This is a genomic window from Myxococcus qinghaiensis, from assembly GCF_024198215.1.
GTDB classification, from domain to species: Bacteria; Myxococcota; Myxococcia; order Myxococcales; family Myxococcaceae; genus Myxococcus; species Myxococcus qinghaiensis.
Genome location: NZ_JAKCFA010000002.1, coordinates 380,785 through 406,086, shown reverse-complemented (window position 1 = coordinate 406,086; position 25,302 = coordinate 380,785). Strand labels below are relative to the sequence as shown.

Genomic DNA, 25,302 nt, shown 5'->3' with positions numbered 1-25,302 from the left:
CACACACCACAGCGGATTGGGCGGCAGGGGGGTCGTTGATATAACCCCCTGCGACTTTTCCACCGTTCGCCTTACCGGAGACCGATGCGAACCGGCACGCGCTCATTCCTCCTCATGCTGGTCCTGGTCCTCGGTTGCAATGGCAGCCGGGACCAGCTCCTCGCGGATCTCCAGAGTCCTCGTCCGGAGGTCCGCGCCCTGGCGGTGAAGAAGCTCGCCGGGCAAGGCAATCCGGACGACCTCGTCCTCTTCACTCGAGCGGCCAAGGACCTGGCCGCCATCGTCCGCGCCGAGGCCGCCGTCGCGCTGGGGGAGAGTCAGGACCCCCGCGTGGTGGACCTGCTCGGCGAGCTCCTGGAGGACTCCGACGAGGAGGTCCAGGGCCGCGCCGCCATGGCGCTCTCCAAGGTCAAGAACGACAAGGCCAAGGCCTACCTCACGCTCCAGTACGGGCGCCGAGGCCGCGCCACCCGTCAGGTCATCGTCCAGGCCCTGAAGAACGCCAACGTCCCCGGCGCCATGGCGGAGGTCGTCGCCGCCGAGGCCAAGGGGCAGTGGGACCGCAACCTGCTCACGCTCACCGAGGGAGCGCTGCCCGAGCGGGTGGGCGCCGCCGAGGAGCTTGGCAAGAGCGGTCGTCCCGAGGCCGTCAATCGCCTGTTGCCCCTGGTCCGCGACAGTCAGGTCATCCTCGCCGCCGCGGCGGTGCGGGGCCTGGGCGATGCCGGTGACAAGCGCGCGGTGGGCGCCATCGCCCTGCTCCTGGACGAGAGCTTCCCCGAGCTGCGCGAGTCCGCGATCATCGCGCTGATGAAACTGCAGGACCCTGCCGCCGCGCCTCGTCTGCAGGCCGTGGCGGTGGAGAAGAGCGCCGTGAGCCCCATGGCCATGGACGCCATCCTGTCCTTCCCGCGCACGCCGGAGACGGACACCGCGCTGTGCGCCGTCACCCTCGATGGCGCGCCGGCCGAGGCGCTCGCCGCGGGCAGGGCGATGCGCTCACGAGGCGGCTGTCCGCTGGACCCCATCGGAGAGCGCCTGGCACGTCCCGCCACCGCCGCGAGCGGTCTGCAAGCCGTCCTCGGGCTGGGTCCCACGGCGCTGCCGCTGCTGCCGAAGGTGACGCCGTGGCTCAACCAGAACGACGCCACGCTGCGCCTGCTCGCGGTGGAGGCCGTCACCGCCGTGGGCGACGCGTCCGTGGTGCCGCAGCTCCAGAAGCTCTACGAGCAGGAGGCCAAGGGACTGGAGGCACTGCGCACCGACTGGGTCAGCCAGAAGCTGCCGGAGAACTACTCGGCGGAGTTCGACCCGTCGGCGCCGTCCGCTTCTCCGCATGTGCATGGTCAGGCCGGGGACGAGCGGGTGGCTCGCCATGCTTCGCTCTTCGAGCGCGTGAAGGCGCTCAACGCGCAGCGGGCTCGCGCCTCCGGCCGTCCGGTGGTCAAGCCTCGCGTGCCCACGGAGCTGTTCGATGACGTGGAGGCGGAGCGCCTGGTGCCGCTCGCGACGCTGCTGCGCTCATTGGGAACGCTTCGGGCGCCGGGCGCGCTGGAGCTGCTCAAGGGGTACAGCCAGGACTCGAGCATCCCCCTGCGCACCGCCGCGCTGGTGGGCCTGACGCACCTGGGCGCCGAGGGCGTGGCCGTCGCGCGTGAGGGGATGCTGGAGCCCGAGAGAGACCTCCAGAAGGCGCTGGCGCAGGCCCTCGCCGAGTCGGGGCCCGAGGGGCAGGCCGCGCTGGTGGAGCTGCTGCCGAAGATGGGCGGAGAGAAGCTGCTGGTGCTGGATGCGTTGACGCGGGGCTCGGGTGTGCCCGCCTCTGCGTCCGAGGTCCTCCAGACGGTGGTGACGGAAGGGGGCCCGGAGGCCGCGCTCGCGGCGGGGCTGCTCGGGCGCATCCAGTCGAAGGAGGCCGTGCCCACGCTCATCAAGGCCCTGGACGAGACGAACAGCGTCGCGCGCCGGGATGTGCTGCTGGCGCTCGGGACGCTCGGTGACGCGCAGGCGGCGGAGGTGGTGTCGAGGGACTTGTTCCACGACCTGCCGGAGATTCGCTCGGCGGCGGCCACGGCGCTCAAGCGCATGGGGGCGACGAACCAGGGTGAGTCGCTGGATGCGCTCAAGAGCGACTACTTCCGCACCGTGCGGGACGCGGCGGGGGCGGCGCTGGAGAAGGGTGGCACCGCCGCCGGGGGAGCCAGGTGATGGAGGCGCGCAAGCTCAAGGACAGGGCCGCTGAAGCCTTCACCAAGGGCCGCTTCTCCAAAGCCGCGGAGCTGTACGAGGACTTCTGCAAGCTCGACCCGAAGGACCACCAGTCGCGGCTGCGCACGGGGGATGCCTGGGCCAAGGCGGGTGAGCGCGCGCGCGCCATCGCCGCGTACCAGTCCGCCGCCGAGGGCTTCGCGAAGGAGGGCTTCCTCCCGCGCGCCATCGCCGCGAGCAAGCTCATCCTGGAGCTGGACCCCAGCCACCAGGGCGTCCAGCAGATGCTGGCGAACCTGTACGCACGTCGGGGAACGCCGGCGGGGGCACGGGCTCGCGGGCCGATGACGAGCGCACTCTCCGCGCCGCCGCCCCCCGAGCGTCCCGCTCCCGTGGCCGCCGGGTCCGCGCCGGTGCATGCCGAGGCCCCGACGGCGCTGGAGGCAGGGGAGGGCGCCGTCAATCTCTCCGCCGAGCTGCCCGCGGAGCTGGCGCTGTCCGTGGACGACGACGCCCCCACTCCGGGCTCCGTCGAGACATCGGAAGAGGTCGTCCACTCCGTGAGCATGGGGCTCACGGACGCCGACTCCTCCGCTTCCTCGGCCGAGGAGCACGAGGGCTTCGACATCGCGCTGGGCGAGTCGGAGTCGTCACCGTCCGCGAGTGTCGCGGCGATTCCCGTCAGTGCTCCCGTTACGAGTGCTGGGACGCAAGGCTCGCCCACGAGTGTCGGCACGGGTCTCGTCGGAACTCCCGTCTCGAGTGCGAGTGCACCCGGCACATCAGCGACTGTCGGCACAGGTCTCGCCGGGACTTCTGTCACGCGTGCGGATGCGCCCGGCTCTCCCTCGGCTCCCGCCGGGACCCTCGTCACTCCTTCGCCAAGCGCGCCTGCGTCGATTCCCACTGGGACCACCGTCATCAGCGCGCGTGACGGCAACGGCACCTCGCTGCCACCCGGACTCGCGCCACGGGGTGCCACACAGCGGGTTCGTCCTCCCGTGCCGGAGACTCCCGCCGCGTCGAACGTGGACGCGTTGTCCCCGCGCTCGCCGAGCGGCAAGTGGAAGGCGCTCTCTTCACCCATCGGAGAGCTGGGCTCGGCGGATTCGGCTGAGGCGCCTCGGACGCCGATGGTCATCGACCCTCCCTCCGCACCTCCGGGCTTGCGTCCCCGCCGCGCGGAAGCCACGCCTCACGCGGGCGCCACGGCCGTGCCCTTCCGGGAAGTGTCGCGAGAGCTCGGCGCCTCACTGCGCGCGGTGCCGCCGAGCCCGTCGTCCTTCACCGAGCTGGAGATGGAAGCCGACTCCCTGCTCCACGCCGTCGAATTGGCCGCCCAGTCCGGGCTGAATCAGCGCGCCGAGGTCATCGCGGGAGCAGATGAAGAAGAGGTCTTCAGTCTCACCGAGGAAGTCGTCAGCGACGTGCCCTCGCTGGACGCGCTTCCCACCATCCCGCTGTTCTCGGACCTGCCTCGCGACGCCTTCATCGAGCTGTTCGAGCGCTGCCCCTTGCGCCGCTTCACCCTCGGCGAGCGCATCATCGACCAGGGCAGCCACGGCGACGCCTTCTACGTCATCTGCGAAGGACAGGTGCGCGTCTTCCGGACCGAGTCCGGCCGCCGCGTCGACCTGGCCACGCTGGAGGGCGGAGCGTTCTTCGGCGAGATGGCCATCCTGTCCGGAGCCCCGCGCACCGCGTCCGTCGAGGCCGGCACCGAGGACACGCAGTTGCTCGAAATCTCCGCGCTCGTCCTCACCTCGCTCTCGCGAAGTCACCCCCAGGTGGCCGCGGCCCTGAGGAAGTTCGTGCGGCAGCGCCTGCTCACCAACGTGATGAACACCTCGGCGCTGTTCCGCCCCTTCAACCGGAAGGACCGCCGCACCCTGGTGGAGCGCTTCCGCGCCCGCGACATCGAGCGCGGTGAAGTCATCATCCGGGATGGCGACCAGACCGACGGCCTCTACGTCCTGCTATCGGGCGAGGTGGAGGTGCACAAGGACGGGCACCTGCTGACGCGACTGAAGGAAGGGGACCTGTTCGGTGAAATCTCCCTCCTCCAGAAGACGCCGGCCACCGCGACGGTGACGGCCGCGCGCCACACCACGCTGCTGCGGCTGCCGCGCGAGGACTTCGACGCGCTCATCTCCAGCCACCCGCAGATCCTCGTGCTCATCTCCGAGTTGAGCGACGAGCGCCTTCGCCGCACGGAGCAGGTGCTCGGGAGTCATCTCTCCGGCACCTTGAGCTCGCTGGACGGCGAAGAGGAGCTCATCCTGGTCTGAGGTGCGCGGACTTCAGCGCACCTTCGCCAGGTAGTCGTCGCGGGTGACCAGCCCCCGCGTCTCCAGCAGCTCCAGCATGGCTCGCAGCGAGCGCGCCTGCTGCGCGACCATGCGCTCCAGGTCGGAGACCTGCTGCGTGAGGATGTCCACGCGCTGCGCCAGCTCGCTCTCCCTCAAGGGCGCGGGAGTCTGACCGCCGGCCGCCGGGCGCGAGAACCCCGCCGTCTCCACCGGCTCGGAGGGCGGAGCCAGCTCGAAGGTCTGTTCGTCGAGGTTGAACGACAGCGGCGAGGCCGTCGTGGACGTGATTTCGCCATGGTAGTGGCGACGGATGGCGCGCTCGATGGACGACGCGGCGGCCACCACCACCTGGATGCGCTGGCCCGTGTGGAAGGCCAGCTCCTGCAGCGACTCCACGTTGGTGGGGTCCGCCGTGGCCACGGTCAGCAGCTTGTTGGCCGGGTCCGCCGCGGTGGGGAAGACGGTGTAGCGCTCGGCGATGTCCGGGCGCAGCGCCTGGAGCGCCACGGCCGAGGGCGAGATTCCATCCAGCTCCACCGTCGGAATGGAGAGCTGGCGAGACAGCGCGTGGACCATGGAGCTCTCATCCACGAAGCGCATCTGCACCAGCGTCAGGCCCAGCCGGCCGCCCCACTTGCGCTGCTCGGCGAGGGCGGAGCGCAGCTGGGTCTCCGTCAGGAGGCCGGCATCCATGAGGATTTCCCCGAGCCGGCGCTTGCGGCCGGGGGGCGAAGAAGGGGGTGGCACGGAAGAAGGACTCACGCCCCCCAGCATATCAGCGGCCGGGTCGACCGGTCCCCCGGGAGCCAGCCAGCCGGTGGGGAAGGGGCGAGCCCCCCCGCAATGGGGTAAATGTCAGGCATGACGCGAAGCCTCCTCCCGTTTCTCACGCTGGCGCTCTGCGCCGGTTGTGCGTCGCAACGGCTGGCCGGCGCGGACCTGGACCGCGTGCGCCGCCCCGCCTTCATCTCCCGCATCGAAGATGGCGCCGGCCCTCGTAGCTTCGTATTCCGCGAAGACGAGGCATACGGGGACAAGCTCAAGAAACTCGAACCCGTGGAGGCGGACCGGCGGCTCACGGTGAAGCTCCAGCAGGCGGTGACGCGCTTCGAAATCTCGGAGCGGCTGCGAGTGAATACGCTGACGCAGCTCCCCCGCGAGGCGCCGTGGACGGCGACGGTGGACCCGGCGCGCGTGGCCTCCGTGCTGGAGAGCTTCCTCGTGGAGGAGGTCCCGGCGAATGCTCCGGACTACGATTTGGTGACGCCGCTGGGCGCGGACACCATCGTCGAGTTCGTCGTGCAGGAGTACGGCATGCGCAGCAAGAAGGGCCACGCGGGCGCCTTCCTGCGCGGGTACGGGCGGATGTTCACGCTGGATGGGCGCTCGGAGGTCTGGCGGCATCCGTTCGACATCAACCAGGCGGAGACTGACGCCGCGCACCTGGACCCGTTCAAGGTGGGCAAGGACCCCGACCTCTTCCGTCAGGCCATGACGACCATGCTGGACCAGGTGGCGCTCGACTTCGTGAAGGACCTGACGCCGAGAGACAGGCGCGGGGGCGGAAAGCTTCCGGCCCACCCCATCAGCTCCTCGCCGGACACTGTCACGCCGACGGTGGTGGAGCCCCCGAAGACGCCCGAGTCGGACCTGGCCCCGGGTGAGCTGCCGGACCCCGACCCGGACCCGACGTAGCAGGAGCGTCGGAGACCTCCGGGCCGCGCGCTAGAAGAGGGCGTGCTCCGCGAGGAGCACCGCGAGCCCCACCACGAAGCTGACGAGGGTGACGGGCAGGCCCACGCGCAGGTAGCGCAGGAAGCTCATGTCCACCTTCCCGCGCGCCGCCTCGAAGACGATGAGGTTGGCGACGCTGCCCACCAGCGTGAGGTTGCCCGCGAGCGTGGAGCCCAGCGCCAGCACGTGCCAGCCCAGCTCCACGTTCTGCAGCGCGGGCACCCACGAGCGCGCGAGCATCACGAAGGGCACGTTGCTGAAGATGTTGGACGCCACCAGCGTCAGCCCCGCGAAGCCCAGCGTCTCCCGCCATGCGGGCCCCGTCATCAGCGGCGCGAACAGCAGGCGGATGTCCTCCGCCCAGCCGTGCTTGTTCACGCCGTAGACGACGACGAAGAGGCTGGCGAAGAACAGCAGCAACACCCAGTCCACGCGCTCCAGCGCCTCGCGAGGCTCCCGTCGGGACAGCGCCATCACCAGCGCGGCGCCCGCGAGCGCGCTCCAGCTCATGGGCAGGCCCGCGAAGAAGGCCACGACGACGCCCGTCATGACGACGAGGGTCAGCGTGAGCAGCACCCGGTCCACGGGCGGGGGCGGCGGATGGGGCTCGAAGCGCGTGTTCGTCAGCTCCTTGCGGAAGATGAACACGAGCGCGCCCGCGACAATGGCCGTGGACAGCAGGGCGGGCAGGGCCATGTACGCGGCGAAGCTCGCGTAGGAGATTCCCGACGCGCCCTGGATGAGCATGTTCTGCGGGTTGCCGGTGAAGGTGGCCACCGAGCCGCTGTTGCTGCCCATGCAGACGGCGAGCAGGTACGGCACGGGCGGCAGGCGCGCGTCCTCCACCGTGGCGAGGACCAGGGGCGTGAGCATCAAGCACACGGTGTCGTTGACGAGGAACGCGGACAGCAGCCCGGAGATGAACGTCACCGCCACCAGCAGCAGGCGGGGCGTGCGCGCTCGCCGCACCGCCCAGGCGCCCGCGGTGCGGAAGAAGGCCGCCTGGGAGAGATACGCCGCCAGCAGCATCATCCCCAGCAACAGGACGATGGTGTCCGCGTCGATGGCGTGCCGGGCGGGGTCCTCGCTGTGGTTGAAGACCTCGGCGGGAGTGACGACGCCGAGCACCACCATCAGCACGGCGCCCAGCAGCGCGCCGCCAGGACGATCCAACTTGACGAAGGGGAGCCGGGCGCCGGCGATGAAGACGTACGTGAACAGGAAGATGGCGAGGGCCACGGGGCGCGCACCCTAGCCGAGCGCCGTGTCGCGCGCGCGGCCGCGTTCGCGTTGTCCGGCCGGGTACACGCCTGTACAGTGCCCGACCCATGAAGTTCGAGAAGGAAGAAGCGGCCTTCGGTGGCCCCCGCCGCACCCCCTGGAACGCCCCCCGGGGCCTGGACTCCGTGCTGCAGCAGTGGAAGGCGGACAAGGGGCTGGGGCCGTGCTTCTCACTCGACGAAGCCACTCCCGCCCGCGTGGGCTCCTTCGCTCCCATTCCGGACGAGGTGGCTCCCCAGGTCCGCGAGGCCCTCCGCCAGCGCGGCGTCGAGCAGCTCTTCTCCCACCAGGCCGAGGCCTTCCGCCTGGCCCGCTCCGGGAAGAACCTGGTCATTGCTACACCAACGGCTTCCGGCAAGAGCCTTTGCTACAACCTGCCGCTGTTGGACCGCTTCGCGCGGGAGCCGCAGGCGCGGGCCCTGTACCTGTTTCCCACCAAGGCCTTGTCCAGAGACCAGGAAGAGTCCCTGCGCGCGTTCATGCGCGAGGCGGGGCTGTCGCACGGGGCCATCACCTTCGACGGAGACACTCCGGCGGATGCGCGGCGGGCGGCTCGCGAGCGCGGGGGCGTGCTGCTCACCAACCCGGACATGCTGCACACGGGCATCCTCCCGCACCACGCGAGCTGGGCGCGCCTGTTCTCCAATCTGCGCTACGTCGTCATCGACGAGCTGCACACGTACCGCGGCGTCTTCGGCTCGCATCTGGCCAACGTGCTGCGCCGCCTGCGACGCGTGGCGCGCTTCCACGGCTCGGACCCGGTGTTCATCGCGGCGTCGGCCACCATCGGCAATCCGCAGGCGCACGCGCGGCGGATGCTCGGGTGTGACGTGGAGCTCGTCTCGGAGAGTGGGGCGCCGGCCGGCGAGCGCCGGGTGATGGTGTTCAACCCGCCCGTGGTCAACGCGGAGCTGGGCATCCGCGCCAGCTACCTGAAGACGTCGGTGCGCTTGACGGCGGACCTGGTGCGCGCGGGCGTGTCCACGCTGCTGTTCGGCCAGTCGCGCAACAACATCGAGGTGATGCTCAAGTACCTGCGCGACAGGTTCGTCGAGGAGAAGTTGGACCCGGCGCTCATCCAGGGCTACCGGGGCGGCTATCTGCCGGGCACGCGGCGGGCCACGGAGGCGGCGCTTCGCGCGGGCGAGGTGCGCTGTGTCGTCGCCACCAACGCGCTGGAGCTGGGCATCGACATCGGCTCGCTGGACGCGGTGGTCTGCGCGGGCTATCCGGGCTCGGTGGCGGCGCTGATGCAGCGCTTCGGTCGCGCGGGTCGTCGAGGCGCGGGCAGCCTGGCGCTGCTCGTGACGTCGAGCGCCCCGTTGGACCAGTACCTCGCGGCGGACCCGCGCTTCCTCATCGGCGCGCCGGTGGAGCACGCGCGCATCGACCCGGACAACGTGGAGATCCTCGTCCAGCACCTCAAGTGCGCCTCCTTCGAGCTGCCGTTCGAGGAGGGCGAGCCCTTTGGCGACGTGCCGCCGGAGTCGACGGCGGAGGCGCTGGGCTTCCTCGCCCAGCATGAAGTCGTGCATCCCACGGCGGGGGAGGGGGGCCGGCGCGTGTTCCACTGGTCCTCTGATGCGTACCCGGCCAACCACGTGTCCCTGCGCAGCGTGGGTTGGGACAACGTCGTCATCATCGAGCGCGGCACGGACCGGACGCTGGCGGAGATGGACTTCCGCTCGGCGCACACGATGCTGCACGAGCAGGCCATCTATCAGCACGAGGGCGAGCAGTATCAGGTCGAGAAGTTCGACTACGAGAACCACAAGGCCTTCGTCCGCAAGGTGGCGCCGGACTACTTCACGGACGCGATGACCTACGTGCGCGTGAATGTCATTCAAGAGGACCAGAGCGCGCCCATGGGGCCGGAGCTTCATGCCGGCATGGGCGAGGTGAGCGTCATCGAGAAGGTGGTGGGCTACAAGAAGATCAAGTACCACACGCACGAGAACGTCGGTTACGGCGACGTGGCGCTCCCGGAGATGCAGATGCACACCACGTCCCTCTGGCTGACGGTGCCGGAGTCGGTGGTGCGCTCGATGAATGCACCGCGCCCGGCTGTCATCGACGCGCTTCGTGGCGTGGCCACAGCGCTGCGGACGGTGGCTTGCGTGGGGTTGATGATCGACCCGAGGGACGTGGGCAAGACGCTCGGCAGCCGCGACGACGCGGACGGGCCACCGCGCAAGGATGGTGGCGTGGGGTTCGACCCGACCATCTTCCTCTACGACAACGTGCCCGGCGGCGTGGGGCTGGCCGCGCGCCTCTTCGACCAGCGGGACGAGCTGCTCGTGCGCGCGCGGCGGCTGCTGGAGTCGTGCGCCTGCGAGGAGGGCTGCCCCGCCTGCATCGGCCCCGCGTCGGGCGTCATGCCGGGACAGGCTCCGGTGGACCCGCATCCGCGCAAGCGGCTGGGGCTGGAGCTCCTGTCGGTGCTCGGCATCGCGGGCGCGCAGTAGACGGAGGCTCGGCGCGTGGACCTCAAGCGAAAGCTGGCGCGACTGACAGGCGTGGGCCCGGGAGGCAAGCCCGCGACGAATCGCGTGGCCACGCTCCCCGAGCCCACTTCGGAGCCGCGCGCCGAATCCCCTCCGCGAGCCGATGCCCCGTCCACGTCATCCGTCGACGCCCATCCGGCGGATGTGTCGCGCGAGGAGTTCGCTGCCACCGAGGCGCTCGAAGCGCGGAGGCTTCCTCCGCTGTTCCAGCAGGCACTGGATGGTTCAAATCGCGCCACGCCATCGCCGTCCCAGGCGCTGAGGGCTTCGTCGGGCACGGCGTCATCGCTGTCCCAGACGCCGGGTGCCCCGCCTGGCTCCGAGCCCGCGCCTCCGAAGGACCCTCGCATCGAGTCCCTCCGGCGGATGCTCGCGGACTGGTCCGAGCGCCAGGGCCAGACGGCCGCGCGCCGGGGGGCGGCTCCCGCGAAGCCTCGCCCGGGTCCGCTCCCCGTGGTGCCGCAGGAGACGCCGTACGGGACGGTCCACGTATCGGAGACGCTGCTGTCCCCCGAGCATCGGCACGGCTCCGCGCCCGTGGCGGGGGCGCTGGACGTCGAAGGCGAACTGGTCGCCCGCCTCGCGCTGCACGAGGAGCTGGCGGGCGTGGACTTCCAGCGGATGCTCTTCCTGGACACGGAGACGACAGGGCTCGCGGGCGGCACCGGCACCGTGCCCTTCCTCGTGGGGCTCGCGTGGTTCGAGGGCCGCTCGCTGCGCGTCCATCAGCTCTTCCTGCGCAAGCTGGGCGAGGAGGCCCCCATGCTGCGGGTGCTCGCCGCGCGCATGGCCACGTCCTCATGCCTGGTGACGTTCAACGGCAAGAGCTTCGACTGGCCGCTGCTGCGCACGCGCTTCGTGCTCAACCGCGTCGCGACACCGCCGGAGCTGCCCCACCTGGACCTGCTGCACTGCGCGCGCCGCGTCTTCAAGCACCGGGGCGCGGGCACGCGGCTGGTGCACGTGGAAGAACAGGTGCTGGGCCACCGCCGCGTCGACGACGTGGACGGCTCGCTGATTCCGGAGCTGTACTTCCGCTACCTGCGCGGCGGGGACGGCTCCACGCTGACGCCGGTGCTGGAGCACAACGCCAATGACCTGCTCCTGCTGGCCGCGCTCCTGGGCGAACTGGTCCGCAAGTTCAGGGCAGGGGATGGCACCGCGGTGCCCTCCGGTGAAGACCCGAGGGACTTGCTGGGCTTCGCCGGAGTCGCGCTCCGGGCCGGGGACCTCGCCCGGGCGCGGGCCTTCGCCCGGGCGGCGACTCGCGGCGCGGGCACGGTGGGCGTGGAGGCCCATGCCCTGGCGTCACGGCTGGCCCGGATGGCCGGCGAGCCCCAGGTCGCCGTCGAGCACCTGCTCCAGGCGCTGGACTCAGCCCGGGGCTTCCAGGCGGCGACGCTCCACCTGGAGCTGACCAAGCTCTACGAGCACTCCCTCAAGGACCTCGCGAGCGCGCTGCGCCACGCGCGCCTGTCGGCGGCGGCGGAGTTGCCGGATGACCACCGGCGCCGCATCGTTCGTCTGGAGGGCCGCATCGACCGGAGCACGCGAGGCCGCGCGTTGGAGCCAGGCGCCCGGCCCCCGCGCCCCGGCATTTAAGCCCTTGCGTCCGGTTTCGGGCGGGCCGGCTCGCTCCCATGCCCACCCGCAGGTCGACCGAGCACATGATGGGAGCGTTGGACCCCGGCCTGCGCTAAGAGAGGCGCCATGAAAATCACGAAGGACAGTGTCGTCTCCATCGACTTCCGGCTCCACCTTGGCGATGGCGAGATGGTGGACGAGAGCGAGCCTGGAGATCCGCTCGTCTATCTGCAGGGCCACGAGGAGGTCGTCCCCGGTCTGGAGAAGGCCCTGGAGGGCAAGGCCAAGGGGGACACCCTGTCGGTGGTCATCCCCCCCGAGGACGGCTACGGGCCGCATGACCCGGAAGGCGTCGAGGAGGTTCCCAAGAGCGAGTTCCCCGAGGGTCTGGAGCTGACCGAGGGCGGCATCCTCACCGCCACGGACCCCGACGGGGACGAGGTGGACTTCCTCATCAAGCAGATCAAGGGCGACCTCGTGGTGGTGGACTACAACCACCCGCTCGCCGGCAAGACGCTGCACTTCGACGTCACCGTCCGGGATGTCCGCGCCGCGACGGCGGACGAGCTCGAGCACGGCCACGCGCACGGTCCGGACGACGCGCACTGAAGTGCCCGGTGTGGGAGGGAGGGCCCAGAAAGCCCTCCCTTCCCATCCGCGTCTGGGGCTAGCGGCCGCCCATCAGGTCGGAGTTGAAGGAGAAGCCGACGAGCATGTACGGCATGGGCTCCTGACGGCTCGGGTGCTTCAGGTACCAGGCCACCATGCCGAGCAGCGTGGGACGGTTGAACATCGTCCCCTCGTCCGTGTTGAACGCATACGAGGCGACCGGGCCCACGCGCATGTGGCTGTTGTCGACCGTGGAGTTTCCGGAGACGCCCTGGTCCTCGTTGTAGCGGGGCCACACGGCGCTGAAGCGCGCGCCCAGCATCCACCGGCCGGACAGGTAGACGACGTCCGAGTCGTTGGTGAAGACCCAGCCCTTGCCCGCGAGAATCGAGTCCAGCATCGGGTCGTAGAAGGTCGTCTCGCCGTCGCGCAGCTTCAGGTTCCAGTACTCCACGCTGAACTTGGCGCGCACCGCGATGGGGCCCACCTTCGCCTGGAGCGTCGGCTCAATCAGGAAGTGGTGGCCGCTGGTGCTGTAGGCGTTGTCCTCGCCCAAATCCAGCGCGTCATCCGAGAAGTCCTGCAGCGGGTTCGGATACGACTGGAGGAACCCCATGGTGCCCAGGAAGCGCGTGTACTCGTAGCTGGCGCGCACGTTGAACAGGGCGATGGGCTGGATTTCGAACTGGGGGCCCACCTTGAGCGAGGCGGGGTTGGCCTTGATGAGGGCCGCGGCGTTGACGAACGTGTCGCGGAACAGCACCGACTCGCTGTCGAGCAGGCGCTTCTGGATGACCAGGCGGTTCTGCGTCTCCAGGCCAATCGGATTGACCCGGAAGAGGTTGAAGCTCGTCAGGTACAGCCGGACGTTCGGGATGGGGCGGGGTGGGGGAATCGGCGACGGCTCGTTGGCCGGCGTGACCTCCGGTGGCTGAGGCGTCCCAGCCGTGGGGACATCCGACGGCTGGGCGGCGGTGGTGGGCTGCTGCGCGGCCGCGGGAGACACCAGACCCAGGCTCAGGCAGAGCGTGCAAATGGACAGCGATAGACGCTTGAGCATCATCTCGACACTTCCTCGGGTGTGAGGGGGGACCGCGGCGAGGCAGACCGCGGCTCAGGGCTTCAGGGACGACTGGGAGAAGCTGCGGGGCTCGTCTGTTCGTCTGAATGGCGGCGCGTCACCGCGTAGCCGAAGATCGCCGCCGTGAAGTACATGACGATGCTGTAGATGGCGGGAGGGATGGCCATGGTCGCGTTGTTGAGCAGCAGCGGGCTCATGGCGATGGTCATCGCGAGGATGCCGTTGTGGATGCCGATCTCCATGCCGATGGCCACCGCCTGACGTCGCGGCAGGCGGAACACCAGGGGCGTGACGAAGCCGATGGCCATGCTCAGCAGGTTGAAGCTCAGCGCCGCCAGCCCCACCTGCTTGAAGTACAGGCCGATGTTCTCCCGCTCCTGGTAGACGGCGGCGGCGATGACGAAGATGAGGAACCCGACGGACATCAGCCGGATGGGCTTGTCCATCGCCTGGGCGATGCCCGGCTTGCGGGAGCGGATGAGCATCCCGATGCTCACCGGGCCCAGCACGATGATGAAGACCTGGAGCACCTTGGAGAACTGCATGGGGACCGCGCGGTCCTCCCCCATGAAGTGCAGCAGGGACAGGTTGACGATGAGCGGCAGCGTGATGAGCGTCAGCGCGCTGTTGACCGCCGTCAGCGTGATGTTGAGCGCGACGTCACCGCGCGCCAGATGGCTGAACAGGTTCGCCGTGGCGCCTCCGGGAGAGGCCGCCAGCAACATCAGCCCCACCGCGAGTTCCGGTCCCAGTCCGAAGGCATGGGCGATGAGCGCACAGCCGGCGGGAAGCACCAGCATCTGGCACACGAGCCCGACAATCACCGCTCGCGGGTAGACGATGACGCGCTTGAAGTCCGCGAGCGTCAGCGTCAGTCCCAGGCCGAGCATGATGACGGCCAACGACAGTGGAATCAGTACCGCGGTGAATACGTTTGACTGCATTCGCCCCCCGCCAAGTTTCGGGCGTTCCGTCGCCCGCGCCGCGCTGGTGTCTCAATGCAAACAAGCGTGGCGCACTTGGGTGTCTCGCTTCAAGCCACCCCCTCGCGATTTGCGACAGGGTCCTGGCGGGTCATGACGCCCGGCGTCATTCATTTGTCACATCGATGGAAAGCTACACCTGTACGCGTGTTACCCGGCCGTGCGGGGTGGTGTCACGGATTGCTCAGGGGGGTGTCCTGTTTGCCTTCCGGGGTGGTGGCGCGGGCGAAGCGGCGGAAGAAGCTGGTGTCGTTCCATCGCGGCCTTTCGGGGGCGTTGGCCACGGTGCGCGTCAGCTCCGTGAGCAGCTTCACGAACCGGACGGCGGCGTCCTTGTCGATGGGCTGGCGGAGGTCATCCGACGGGGCGTGGTAGTGCCGCGTGTACCACCCCTTGAAGGCGCGCTCCTCGGGGGAGCCCGGCGCGTAGCCGAACTTGAAGGACAGGGCGGGCACGCCCTTGAGGATGAAGGCGTACTGGTCGCTGCGGATGAAGAGCATGCGGTTGGGCTCGGGGTCCTTCAGGAGCTCCACGCCTTGCGCCGTGGCGACCTCCTGGAGGGGCGCGGCCAGGGTGGACTCGTCCTGTCCGTAGGCGACCAGGTGCTTCAAGGGGAACAGCGGCAGGAACATGTCCAGGTTGAAGTTGGCGACGATGGCTTCGGCGGGCACGGTGGGGTGCGCGGCGAAGTATCGCGAGCCGAGCAGGCCCTTCTCCTCGCCCGTCACCAGGACGAAGAGGATGGAGCGCTGGGGCTTCTGGGCCTGGAGCGCGCGGGCGACCTCCAGCACCGCGGCCACGCCCGTCGCGTTGTCCATGGCGCCGTTGTAGATGGCGTCGCCCTGGATGGGGGCTCCCACGCCGACGTGGTCCAGGTGCGCGGTGAGGACGACGTACTCGCGCGCCAGCACCGCGTCACTGCCGGGGAGCAGGCCCACGACGTTCATTGACTTCACGGGGGCCGAGACGCGCTCGGCGTTGGACTGGAGGCGCGAGGGCAGCTCGAAGCGCGGCAGCGGCTGGTTCGCATCCGCGAGCGCGAGCAGCTCCTTGAAGGTGTGCGGGGTGCCGGCGAACAGCACCTCCGCGTGAGCCGGATTGAAGGTGACGCTGACCTGGAGCCCGGAGGACTCGTCCAGGGCCGGGTCGGCGAAGGTCATCGCGGGCTGGAGCCGCGACAGGGCGGTGCGCGCCCAGGGTGTCTCCTCGTGCTTGGGATTCATGAGCACGACGGTGCCGATGGCGCCCGCCTTCTTCAGCGCCTTGACGCGCTCGGCCTGGGAGCTGTGGTGGGCGCGCAGGGGGCCTGGGATGGTCTCCGGGCCGCCGTAGAGGAACACGGCGATCTTCCCCTTCAGGTCCAAGCCCGCGAGCTCATCATGGCCGACCTCGGGGATGGACAGGCCATGGCCCACGAACACCATGGGGGCGTCCACTTGGCGTGTGTCGCCCATGCGCGCGGAGATGAAGGCCTCCTTGCCGATGACGAGCGGCGTGCGCTGGCCCTCGCGCACCAGGGTCAGCTTGGAGCGCGCGTCCACCAGTCGTCGCGACACCAGCTCCACGTCCTGGAGATAGCTGTCGCCCGCGCCGGGCTTGATGCCAAGGGAGGCGAACTGCCGGGCCACGTACGCGGCGGCCTTGCGGTGGCCCTCGCTGCCGGTGTCTCGGCCGCGCAGGCCGTCGTCGGCGAGGACCTGGACGTGGCCCCACCAGCGCTTCACCTCGGGGGAGGGCTCGGCGGCGGGGGCCAGGGCGGGCAGCAGCAACAGCGAGGTCAGCAACACGGAACGGTGCAAGGTCGCGCTCGTGGGCAAGGGGCCTGTCTCCCTAACGACCGGCGGAGCGGGCCATTCCAGCCGTGCCCGCCGGGAGCCGTCCCATGTCGCACGCCAGCCTCACGGAGGGCGAGACAGGCGAGGCTGGCGTCGGCTAGGAGGGGCGCATGAGTCGAGTCCTGACCGAGCTGCTGGAGCTCCTCAAGCTGGAGGCCATCGAGGAGAATCTGTTCCGAGGAAGGAGCCAGGACCTGGGCTTCCGCCAGCTCTTCGGCGGGCAGGTGCTCGGGCAGGCGCTGTCGGCCGCCAGCCAGACGGCGGAGCCGGCGCGGCATGTCCACTCGCTGCACGGTTACTTCCTGCGGCCCGGCGACGCGAGTCTGCCCGTCGTCTACACCGTGGACCGCGTGCGCGACGGCGGCAGCTTCAGCACGCGGCGCATCGTCGCCATCCAGAAGGGTCAGCCCATCTTCACGATGATGGCGTCCTTCCACGGGGACGAGGTCGGCTACGCGCACCAGTCGCCCATGCCGGACGTGCCGCCTCCGGAGAGCCTGCCCACGGACCTGGAGCTGCTCTCGCGCCAGGCGGACCGAATCCCCGCGCGGCTGAGAGAGAAGATCCTCTGCGACAAGCCCATCGAGATGCGACCGGTGGCCTACACGGACCCGTTCAATCCGGTGGCCACCGAGCCGCGCAAGGCGGTGTGGATTCGCGCCGACGGCGAGCTGCCGGATGACCCGCAGGTGCACAAGTACGTGCTGGCGTACGCGTCCGACTTCAACCTCATCAGCACCGTGCTGCTGCCGCACGCGGCCAGCTTCTTCCAGCCGCAAGTCGTTGGCGCGAGCCTGGACCACGCCCTCTGGTTCCATGGCGACTTGAAGGTGAATGACTGGCTGCTCTACGTCATGGACAGCCCGTGGGCGGGCAACGCCCGGGGCCTGGCGCGCGGGTCCGTCTACACGCGCGATGGCCGCCTCGTCGCCTCCGTGGCGCAAGAGGGACTGTTGCGCATCGTCAAGGGCGACAAGCGATAGCGCGCGGTATATCGGCGCACGCGCCCGTGCCCGAGGGAATCCGGGTAGGCTCCCCGCGCGACGGCGGACACGGAGGTCTTCACGATGCGCGCGGTGGTGTACCAGCACGAGGAGCACGAAGGCGTTGGACTCCTGGGGCCCGCGCTCGCCAAGGCGGGCTTCACCCTCGTCAACCGCTTCCGCACCACCGTGCGGCGTGAGGACGTGGACGCCGAACTGTTGGTGGTGATGGGCGGCCCGATGGGCGTCTACGAGGCGGACCAGCACCCGTTCCTGCGAGAGGAGCTGGCCATCCTCCGCGAGCGCCTGGCCAACGAGCGCCCGTGTCTGGGCATCTGCCTGGGCGCGCAGCTCCTCGCGGACGCCGCGGGCGCGGAGGTCTTCGCCGGCAAGAACGGCTTCGAGGTGGGCGTGGGCCCGGTGCGGTGGACCGCGGACGGGCTGAAGGACTCCGTCATCGCTGGCGTGCGTCCGCGCACCGTCGTCGCCCACTGGCACGGAGACACGCACAAGGCCGTGCCCGGCGCCACGCTGCTGGCCTCCACCGACCGCTACGTCCAGCAGGCGTTCCGCCTGGGCGCGTCCTTTGGCTTCCAGTTCCACCTGGAACTCACCGCCAAGGAGATGGGGCGCTGGCTGGAGCTGGGTGCGGAGGACCTCCGTCAGCGCGGCAAGGACCCCGTGGAGCTGAAGACCCAGCTCCCGAAATTGGAATCCGCCGAAAAAGAGAATACCGAGCTACTCCAGCGGCTCGCCGAGCACTTCGCGGAGCAGGTGCGCTGACAGCCCCAGCGCGGCTCGTCGTGGCTTTGAAACATCCGTGGCACGAAGCCTGGGCCGGAATCCGCGAAGGTGAAGCAAGCAGGGGCGAGCTCACGGGCGCCCCCGAGGATTCGTGGCGGTCAGGCTTGTTTTGACCCTGGGTCCGTTTGGCTCCGAGCGGGCGGGTTTGAGCCGGGAGGGGAAGGGCCCCTTTGCCCTCCTGTCTCACGTGAGATGTCTCAGTCATGTATCGTCGGAGCATCCGCCGGCGAAGAGGGGGAAGTTCTGTCTCGCCGATACAGCGCGCGGACGCGTTGAGGTGGGGATGTGGTGTTTCGGCATGGTGCTGACGGTGCTCGCGGGCATGCCCCCGGATGGCGTCGCTCAGCTCGAGAAGGTGGAGCGCCTGATGCCCGCGCTCCAGAGGATGGCCGTGGACCCGGAGGTGGTGCGGGCGGTGCGCGAGCAGAACGCGCGCGGAGCCTCGCTGGCCTCCATTCGCGCGGACGACGACGGGTGGCTGTCCACTCCGGCGATGACTCCCTTCAAGCAGCGCGTGCTGGACGCGGCCTGCTCGCGGGTTCTGGCGCGCCACCGTGAGGTCGTCGGGGTGCGCAAGGTGGCGGAGGCGTTCGTGATGGATCGCCAGGGCGCGCTGGTGGGCGCCACGCGGCGGACGAGCGACTACTGGCAGGGGGACGAAGAGAAGTTCCAGGTCCCGTTCAAGCAGGGGCGGGTGCTGACCGAGCACCCCTTCTTCGACGAGTCCTCCCAGGCCTACGTCATCCAGGTCTCCCTGCCTGTCCGCGACGGCGGCCAGGTCATCGGCGCCGTCACCGTCGGCCTCTCCCTGCTCGACCTCTGAAGCCTCCTCGCGGACCGACCATGCGCTTGCTCGACGCTCTCTCCCTCCGCACCCGACTGACGCTGGCGGTCTGCCTGCTCACCCTCTGCGCGCTGCTGCCGCTCAACGTCCTGGGCCGCATCTTCATCTCCGACAACCTCCAGGCGCAGATCCACGCGACGCTGCGCGTGGAGGCGCAGGGCCTGAGAGACCTGGTCGAATCCACGCTGGCCGAGCGCGAGGCGAACGCCCGGAGCTGGTCCGAGGACGCCATCCTCCGGGGCGCGCTGCTCTTCGACACCTTCGACAAGAGCGACGCGGTGCTCGTCGCCCTGGAGAAGCGGCACCCGTCCTTCGCCGGGCTGGTGCTCTTCACCGAGGAGGGCCGCGCGGTGTCCGCCAGCGAGGAGCGGCTGCGCAAGGCCTACGAGGGCCACGAGGCCGAGGTCCGCGCCACGCCGTGGTTCCGCGCCGCGCTGAATGGACGGATGGACACCGCGGGCTTCACCCAGGTGGATCCATTCTTCGAGCGCGCGGTGCTGCCGTTCGCGGTGCCCGTGCTGAGCCCCATCAGCGGTGCTCGCATCGGCGTGCTCCTGGCCGCCTACGAGTGGAGCCAGGTGGGGGGCGTGGTGGCCCCCGCGCTGGAGCGAGCCCGCGCTCGCGGTCAGCAGAGCTTCGCGCTGGAGGTGCTGGACTCCGAAGGGGCCTCGCTCTTCGACACGCACGAGCGCGACCTCGCGCGGCCCGACGACGTCGTCAGCGTGGAGGCCATCAACGAGCGCACGGCGCGCGACGTGGGCGATGGCTGGCGCTTCGTGGCCACCGTGGACCCGGAGGACGCCTATGCGCCGCTGGTGAAGGCGGCCCGGGTGGCGATCGTCCTGACGGTGCTCTCGCTGCTCGTCGCGGGCGTGGGCGGCTGGCTGCTGGCGCGCGGGGCCACGGGGCCCATCGCCCGGCTGAGCGCGCTGGTGAGCCGCGTGGTGCGCGAGGGCGACCTCACCCAGCAGGTGGAGGTGTCCACCCGCCGCGACGAGGTGGGGCAGCTCGCCTCCGCCTTCTCCCAGATGATGGACCACCTGCGCGAGTCCACGCGCGGCCTCCAGCAGGGCACCAGGGTTCTGGGACAGACGGTGGCGGAGCTGACCGCCGCCGCCGCGCAGCAGGAGCGCACGCTGACGAAGCAGGCCGCCGCCCTGCAGGAGACGCAGGTGACGGCGCAGGAGATAAAGCAGACGTCGCTGATGGCCGCCGAGCGCTCCCAGGCCGTGCTCGGTGTCACGGCGCGCGCTCGCGAGGTGGGGGCGGCCGGCGAGGCCACCGTCGCCGCGAGCCTGGAGGGCTTCGACCAGCTGCGCGAGCAGGTGGGCCGCGTGGCCAGCACCATCTCCGCCCTCAACGAGCGCACCCAGCAGATTGGCGGCATCACCCAGACGGTGAAGGACCTGGCGGACCAATCCAACATGCTCGCCCTCAACGCGGCCATCGAAGCGGTCCGCTCCGGTGAGCACGGCAAGGGCTTCGGCGTGGTGGCGCGCGAGATTCGCAGCCTCGCGGACCAGTCCATCACCTCCACCGGCCGCGTCCGCGAAATCCTCGACGACATCCGCCAGTCCATCCAGGACGCCGTCCGGCAGGCCGAGCAGAGCCAGGGCAGCGCTGAAACCGGACTGACGCAGGTGCGCGCCAGCGGCGACAGCCTCCGCGAGCTCACCGGCATCATCCAGGACAACGCCTCCGCCGCTCAGCAGATCGCCGCCGCCGTGACGCAGCAGAATGCCGGCGTCGCGCAAATCTTCACCGCCGTGACCGACTTGTCCCGGATGATGGAAGAGTCCATGCAGGGATTGCAGAGCTCCCAGCGGATTACCGCGTCGCTGCGCGAGGTCGCGGCCCGCATGGAGACGGTGGCCGCCACGTACCGCGTCTAGTCAATGTCAGCGGTGTAACACTGGTGTGCTTTGCGGGAGCGCACTCAGAGTAAATCAGGATTATGCGCAACCCGGGGATTCCTGGAGCCATTCCGGTTCCCTGGAGTCCCCGTTCCGTTGGTCCTTCATCTGAAGGAGCACCGCATGCGCAGCGTCGTGAAAGCCGCCGTATGTATGGCAGTGATGGCGACGTCCCAGGCGTTCGGGTTCGACCCCGGCGCCCACTCCACCAAGGGCTCACTGGCGACTCAGGCGTTCTTCAAGCCCGAGCTGTCATTGTCCAGCGGTCAGGTGCCTCTGAAAGAGGCCTTGCCCAAGCTGAGCCCCGACGTGGCGAAGGTCTGGGACGACTTCTTCGCTCGTAACGGGAACAACTTCGAGATCTACATCGACTCCGTCACGGGCACCGCCGCGAACATCCAGGGTGCCATCCCGCTCATCCCGGGCAATGGCGTGGGCAACAAGCTGACCCTGGGCAGCCTGGGCAGGCAGCTCGGGCGTTCCGTGGACAAGGTGGATGGCGGCGTCGTCGCCGACCTCGTCTACAAGTTCGTGGAGGCCAACCGCGCCGCGGTGGGCGTGGACATGCTCCAGTTGGGGCAGGCCCGGGTGGACCAAATCACCCCGGACCTCTGGCAGGTCTCCATCGTCCAGCAGCACCAGGGCATCCCCGTCCGCTACGGACGGCTGGCGGCCACCATCAGCCACGGCAACCTGATTCTCCTGGGCACCGAGTCGTGGGCCAACGTCGGAATCGCGCCGCTGCCGCTGGTGGACGCGGACAAGGCGATGGTCGTCGCGCACGAGCGCTTCGGCCTCTACGAGAGCCCGGCCGAGGTCTGGCAGGCGCCCACGTTGGAGGTCGCTCCAGTCGCTGTCCCGGGCGCGGGCTTCGCCAGGGGGATGGCGCACCAGCTGGTGTGGACGTACGGCTTCCAGCTCCAGAACGAGAACGAGCGCTGGAAGGTGACGGTGGATGCCGCCACCGGTGACGTGCTCGCGCTCGAGGACGACAACCACTACTTCGACCAGTCGGTGAAGGGTGGCGTCTACCCGTTCACCAACACGGGCGTGCCCGCGGGGTGCCCGGCGGGTTCGTTCTGCGGCGTCCTGCAGCCCAACTACCCCATGCCCTGGGCCAACGTCGTCCCGGGCGCCTACACGGACGGCTACGGCGTCTACGACTACACGTCCGGGACGACGACCACGACGCTCGCGGGCCGCTACATCCGCATCGTCGACTCGTGCGGCGCCATCAGCGGCAGCGGAGCGGGCAACATCAACTTCGGGAACGGGACCACCACGTGCCCGTCGCCCTCGACCGGCAACACCGCGGCGACCCGCAGCGCGTTCTACGAGCTCAACCGCATCAAGGAGCTGGCCCGTGGCTGGCTGCCCACCAACGCGTGGCTGCAGGCGTCCATGACGGCCAACGTCAACATCAACAACACCTGCAACGCCTTCTGGAACGGCTCCACGGTCAACTTCTACCGCAGCGGCGGTGGGTGCCGGAACACGGGCGAGATTGGCGCCGTGTTCGACCACGAGTGGGGCCACGGCATGGATGACAACGACACGGCCGGCACGCTGAGCAACTCCAGCGAGGCCTACGCCGACATCGCGTCCATGTACCGCCTGCCGTTCAACCCCGCGGCCACCCCCACCAGCGGCCGGTCTCCCGCGTCGTGCGTGGGCTACGGCTTCTTCCAGACCCAAAACCCGGGTTGCGGCATGACGGCGGATGGGACGGGCTACAACGTGAACGAGGCGCAGACGGGGGCCGCATGGTGCGCGACCAACTGCTCGGGTGTCCGTGACGCCGACTACGCGGCCCACAACCCGCCCACGCCCACCACGCCGCAGAACTTCGTCTGCACCCGGTGCTCCTCGGGCACGGGACCGTGCAGCCGTCAGGTGCACTGCGCCGCGTCTCCGGTGCGTCAGGCCGCGTGGGACTTCATCGCCCGCGACCTCCAGTCCGCTCCGTTCAACTACGACTGGAACACGGCGCAGAACATCGGCAACAAGGTGTTCTACCAGGGCAGCGGCAACATCGGCTCGTGGCACGCCTGCAACTGCACCGCGGGCACGTCGGACGGCTGCGCGGCCACCAACGGCTACAAGCAGTGGCTGGCGGCGGATGACGACAACGGCAACATCAACGACGGCACGCCGCACATGACGGCCATCTACGCCGCGTTCAACCGCCACAACATCGCCTGTTCCACGCCGGCGCCGGTGAACAGCGGCTGTAGCGCCGGCCCGACGGCGAAGCCCACCGTCACGGTGACGCCCGGCACGGGGCAGGTCTCCCTGAGCTGGGGCGCCGTCAGCGGCGCCACGCAGTACTGGGTGATGAAGTCCGACGGCATCAATGGCTGCACGTACGGCAAGGCGCGCGTCGCCACCGTGACGGCGACCAGCTACGTCGACAGTGAGGTCCTCACCGGCCACAACACCTGCTACTCCGTGGTGGCCGCGGGCAGCAGCGCCGCCTGCTACGGCGCGGCCAGCACCTGCGCCTGCGTGACGCCGCTGTAGTCCGGCGACTCATGGCGCCTCCCGTCACGGTGGGACTTCGCTCCCACCGCTGACGGGAGACTTCACTTCGAGGCGCCTTCCCTGTCGGGGAGGCCGCCTCGTTCGTTCAGAGCTTCAGCTCCCACGTCTCGCCGATGAGCCCCTCGCCGAACTGGTCGTGCGGCTCCGCGCTGACGCGCTCGAAGCCGGCGCCCTCGTAGACGCGCCGCGCGGCGTGCAGCTGGCTGTCCGTCCACAGCCGCACCTTGCGGTAGCCAGCCTCGCGCGCGAAGGCCACGCACGTGTCCACCAGCCGCGCGCCGATGCCCAGCCCGCGCGCGGAAGGCTCCACCAGCAGCAGGCGCAGCTTCGCCACCGTCTTCGTGTCGCGGACCAGGAACACCGAGCCGACGCTGCGGCCGTTCAGCTCGGCGATCCAGCAGCGCTCCCGGGCGGGCTCCTGCTCCAGGATGAACTTCGCGGCGACGCTGGCGACCAGCGCCTCGAAGCGCTCGTCCCAGCCGTACTCCTGGCTGTAGAGCACGCCGTGCCGCTGGACCACCCAGCCGATGTCTCCCGGCCGGTGGGCGCGCAGCACGACGTTGGCGCCCGACTCCGGGGGCTTGTCGCCCAGCAGGTCCTGGATGGTCTGCATGGCTTCGAGGAGCCGCTGGCGCGCGTCCGCTCGCAAGGGGGAGATGAGCGCGCGGATGGAGTCGTGGGAGCGGCTGTTGAGCCGCTCGAAGGTCTCTTCTCCCTTCTCCGTCAGCTTCACCAGGTGCTGGCGACCGTCCGTCGCGGAGGTCACCTTCTCGATGAGCCCCTGGGTGCTGAAGTTGCGCAAGAGCCGGCTGAGGTAGCCCGGGTCCAACGCCAGCTCCCGGCTCAGCTCCGCGGCGGTGGGCGTCTCACGGTGGAACAGCTCGTAGATGACGCGGGCCTCGGTCAGCGAGAACTCGCTCTTGAGGAGCCCTTCGTCCAGCACGCCAATCTTCTGCGTGTAGAAGCGATTGAAGTGTCGCACCGCCGCCACGCCCTGATCGCGTCGTGTCTGTGCCATTCCGTCCCGGCTCTCCAAGGCGCCGTGCTGCGCTGAATGCATTGTCAGGGATGCCCTGGACTCAGGCAACCGCCAGGCTCAGGCCGTCGGTGGGCGGCTGGCGTAGCGCTCCGCGAGCACCGAGCACACCAGCAGCTGGAGCTGGTGGTAGAACATGAGCGGCAGGACGATGAGCCCCAGGCCCGGGTGCGCGCCGAACAACAGCCGCGCCATGGGGACACCGGAGGCCAGCGTCTTCTTCGAGCCACAGAAGACCGCGGCGATTTCGTCCTCCGTGGAGAACCGCAGCCGCCGCGCCGCCAGCGTGCTCAGCGTCAACACGGTGGCGAGGATGAGCACCGCGCCGCCCAGGATGAGCGCCACGATGGCTCCGCCATGTCGGCTGAAGATGCCGGACGAGACGGAGTCACAGAACGAGGCGTAGACGAGGACGAGGATGAACAGCCGGTCCACGCCGTTGGTGTACTTGCGGTAGCGGGCGAAGAACGCGCCCAGGAGCGGCCTGGCGAGCTGTCCCAGCACCAGCGGCAGGAGCAGCAACAACGACAGCTTGCGGATGGCGTCCGACAGCGAGAGCGACTGCCCGGTGGTGTGCGCGAGCAGCCCGACGATGAGCGGCGTGAGGAAGATGCCGAGCAGGCTGGACAGGCTCGCATCGAAGATGGCCCCGGCCACGTTGCCCCGGGCAGCGCCCGTCATCGCCACGGACGAGGAGATGGTGGACGGCACCGCGCACAGGAACAGGAAGCCGAGCGTCACGTCCTCCGGCACCCAGGCGCCGAAGGCGAGGTTGAGCAGGAGCCAGAGGAGGGGGAACACCCCGAAGGTGAACGACTGCACCAGCACGTGCAGTCGCCACTGGAGCGCCCCGGCCTTGAGCTGCGCCATGGGCATGCCCAGGCCGTGGAGGAAGAACACGGCGAAGATGCCCACGTTGGTGACGACGTCGGCGTGCATCGCGCCGCCGGACCGGCCGAAGTCCGGGAAGAGGAGGGCCAACCCGACGGCCCCGAGCATTCCCAGGAGGAACCAGTCCCGCGCGAGCCGTTTGACGAGGCGTAGAGACATGTG

At 69.7% G+C, this 25,302-nt stretch carries 18 protein-coding genes; 11 read left to right on the top strand and 7 right to left on the bottom strand.

Annotated features, from left to right (window positions below):
* Window positions 1-84 precede the first annotated feature (84 nt).
* The gene (locus LZ199_RS04175) at window positions 85-2,208 is read left to right on the top strand and encodes a HEAT repeat domain-containing protein (RefSeq protein WP_253992332.1); all 2,124 of its coding nucleotides are present in this window, start codon (window positions 85-87) and stop codon (window positions 2,206-2,208) included.
* Complete coding sequence (locus LZ199_RS04170; protein ID WP_253992331.1) at window positions 2,208-4,496, top strand: cyclic nucleotide-binding domain-containing protein; 2,289 nt, start codon at window positions 2,208-2,210, stop codon at window positions 4,494-4,496. The genes LZ199_RS04175 and LZ199_RS04170 overlap by 1 nt, the downstream gene beginning before the upstream one ends.
* 12 nt (window positions 4,497-4,508) lie before the next feature.
* Here LZ199_RS04170 and LZ199_RS04165 read toward each other — a convergent pair whose 3' ends face one another.
* The gene (locus LZ199_RS04165) at window positions 4,509-5,210 is read right to left on the bottom strand and encodes a GspE/PulE/PilB domain-containing protein (protein ID WP_253992330.1); all 702 of its coding nucleotides are present in this window, start codon (window positions 5,208-5,210) and stop codon (window positions 4,509-4,511) included.
* 168 nt (window positions 5,211-5,378) lie between these two features.
* Here LZ199_RS04165 and LZ199_RS04160 point away from each other — a divergent pair, with 168 nt between their 5' ends.
* A complete protein-coding gene (locus LZ199_RS04160) occupies window positions 5,379-6,212 on the top strand; it encodes a hypothetical protein (protein ID WP_253992329.1) in 834 nt (277 codons plus the stop codon).
* A 30-nt stretch (window positions 6,213-6,242) separates the two neighbouring features.
* Here the strand turns inward: LZ199_RS04160 and LZ199_RS04155 are convergent, their stop codons facing one another.
* Window positions 6,243-7,490: an ArsB/NhaD family transporter gene (locus LZ199_RS04155; protein ID WP_253992328.1), complete on the bottom strand. Its 1,248-nt coding sequence runs from the start codon at window positions 7,488-7,490 to the stop codon at window positions 6,243-6,245.
* Window positions 7,491-7,579: 89 nt separating this feature from the next.
* Here LZ199_RS04155 and LZ199_RS04150 point away from each other — a divergent pair, with 89 nt between their 5' ends.
* The 3 genes from LZ199_RS04150 (at window position 7,580) to LZ199_RS04140 (ending at window position 12,229) form a co-directional block, all read left to right on the top strand.
* Window positions 7,580-9,997, top strand: a complete 2,418-nt coding sequence (locus LZ199_RS04150) for a DEAD/DEAH box helicase (protein WP_253992327.1) — start codon at window positions 7,580-7,582, stop codon at window positions 9,995-9,997.
* A 15-nt stretch (window positions 9,998-10,012) separates the two neighbouring features.
* Window positions 10,013-11,638 carry a ribonuclease H-like domain-containing protein gene (locus tag LZ199_RS04145; RefSeq protein WP_253992326.1) on the top strand — a complete coding sequence of 542 codons (1,626 nt, stop codon included), beginning with the start codon at window positions 10,013-10,015 and terminating at the stop codon, window positions 11,636-11,638.
* A 108-nt stretch (window positions 11,639-11,746) separates the two neighbouring features.
* The gene (locus LZ199_RS04140) at window positions 11,747-12,229 is read left to right on the top strand and encodes an FKBP-type peptidyl-prolyl cis-trans isomerase (RefSeq protein WP_253992325.1); all 483 of its coding nucleotides are present in this window, start codon (window positions 11,747-11,749) and stop codon (window positions 12,227-12,229) included.
* 58 nt (window positions 12,230-12,287) lie between these two features.
* On the opposite strand, the gene LZ199_RS04135 is transcribed toward LZ199_RS04140, so the two are convergent.
* The 3 genes from LZ199_RS04135 to LZ199_RS04125 form a co-directional block, all read right to left on the bottom strand.
* Window positions 12,288-13,292 carry a hypothetical protein gene (locus LZ199_RS04135; RefSeq protein WP_253992324.1) on the bottom strand — a complete coding sequence of 335 codons (1,005 nt, stop codon included), beginning with the start codon at window positions 13,290-13,292 and terminating at the stop codon, window positions 12,288-12,290.
* Between the two features lie 59 nt (window positions 13,293-13,351).
* On the bottom strand, window positions 13,352-14,254 hold the full coding sequence (locus tag LZ199_RS04130) for a bile acid:sodium symporter family protein (RefSeq protein WP_253992323.1): 903 nt from the start codon (window positions 14,252-14,254) through the stop codon (window positions 13,352-13,354).
* A 212-nt stretch (window positions 14,255-14,466) separates the two neighbouring features.
* Window positions 14,467-16,092, bottom strand: a complete 1,626-nt coding sequence (locus tag LZ199_RS04125; RefSeq protein WP_253992322.1) for a M20/M25/M40 family metallo-hydrolase — start codon at window positions 16,090-16,092, stop codon at window positions 14,467-14,469.
* Window positions 16,093-16,238: 146 nt separating this feature from the next.
* Here LZ199_RS04125 and tesB point away from each other — a divergent pair, with 146 nt between their 5' ends.
* The 5 genes from tesB to LZ199_RS04100 all read left to right on the top strand — a co-directional run bounded on the left by tesB (window position 16,239) and on the right by LZ199_RS04100 (window position 23,192).
* On the top strand, window positions 16,239-17,111 hold the full coding sequence (gene tesB, locus LZ199_RS04120; RefSeq protein WP_253992321.1) for an acyl-CoA thioesterase II: 873 nt from the start codon (window positions 16,239-16,241) through the stop codon (window positions 17,109-17,111).
* A gap of 84 nt (window positions 17,112-17,195) precedes the next feature.
* Window positions 17,196-17,894 carry a glutamine amidotransferase-related protein gene (locus LZ199_RS04115; protein ID WP_253992320.1) on the top strand — a complete coding sequence of 233 codons (699 nt, stop codon included), beginning with the start codon at window positions 17,196-17,198 and terminating at the stop codon, window positions 17,892-17,894.
* Between the two features lie 304 nt (window positions 17,895-18,198).
* Complete coding sequence (locus tag LZ199_RS04110) at window positions 18,199-18,738, top strand: PDC sensor domain-containing protein (protein WP_253992319.1); 540 nt, start codon at window positions 18,199-18,201, stop codon at window positions 18,736-18,738.
* Between the two features lie 20 nt (window positions 18,739-18,758).
* Window positions 18,759-20,651, top strand: coding sequence for a methyl-accepting chemotaxis protein (locus tag LZ199_RS04105; RefSeq protein WP_253992318.1), 1,893 nt, complete (start codon window positions 18,759-18,761; stop codon window positions 20,649-20,651).
* Between the two features lie 144 nt (window positions 20,652-20,795).
* Window positions 20,796-23,192 carry a gluzincin family metallopeptidase gene (locus LZ199_RS04100; RefSeq protein WP_253992317.1) on the top strand — a complete coding sequence of 799 codons (2,397 nt, stop codon included), beginning with the start codon at window positions 20,796-20,798 and terminating at the stop codon, window positions 23,190-23,192.
* 106 nt (window positions 23,193-23,298) lie between these two features.
* Here LZ199_RS04100 and LZ199_RS04095 read toward each other — a convergent pair whose 3' ends face one another.
* A complete protein-coding gene (locus LZ199_RS04095; protein WP_253992316.1) occupies window positions 23,299-24,231 on the bottom strand; it encodes a bifunctional helix-turn-helix transcriptional regulator/GNAT family N-acetyltransferase in 933 nt (310 codons plus the stop codon).
* Window positions 24,232-24,309: 78 nt separating this feature from the next.
* Complete coding sequence (locus tag LZ199_RS04090) at window positions 24,310-25,299, bottom strand: bile acid:sodium symporter family protein (protein WP_253992315.1); 990 nt, start codon at window positions 25,297-25,299, stop codon at window positions 24,310-24,312.
* Window positions 25,300-25,302 lie beyond the last annotated feature (3 nt).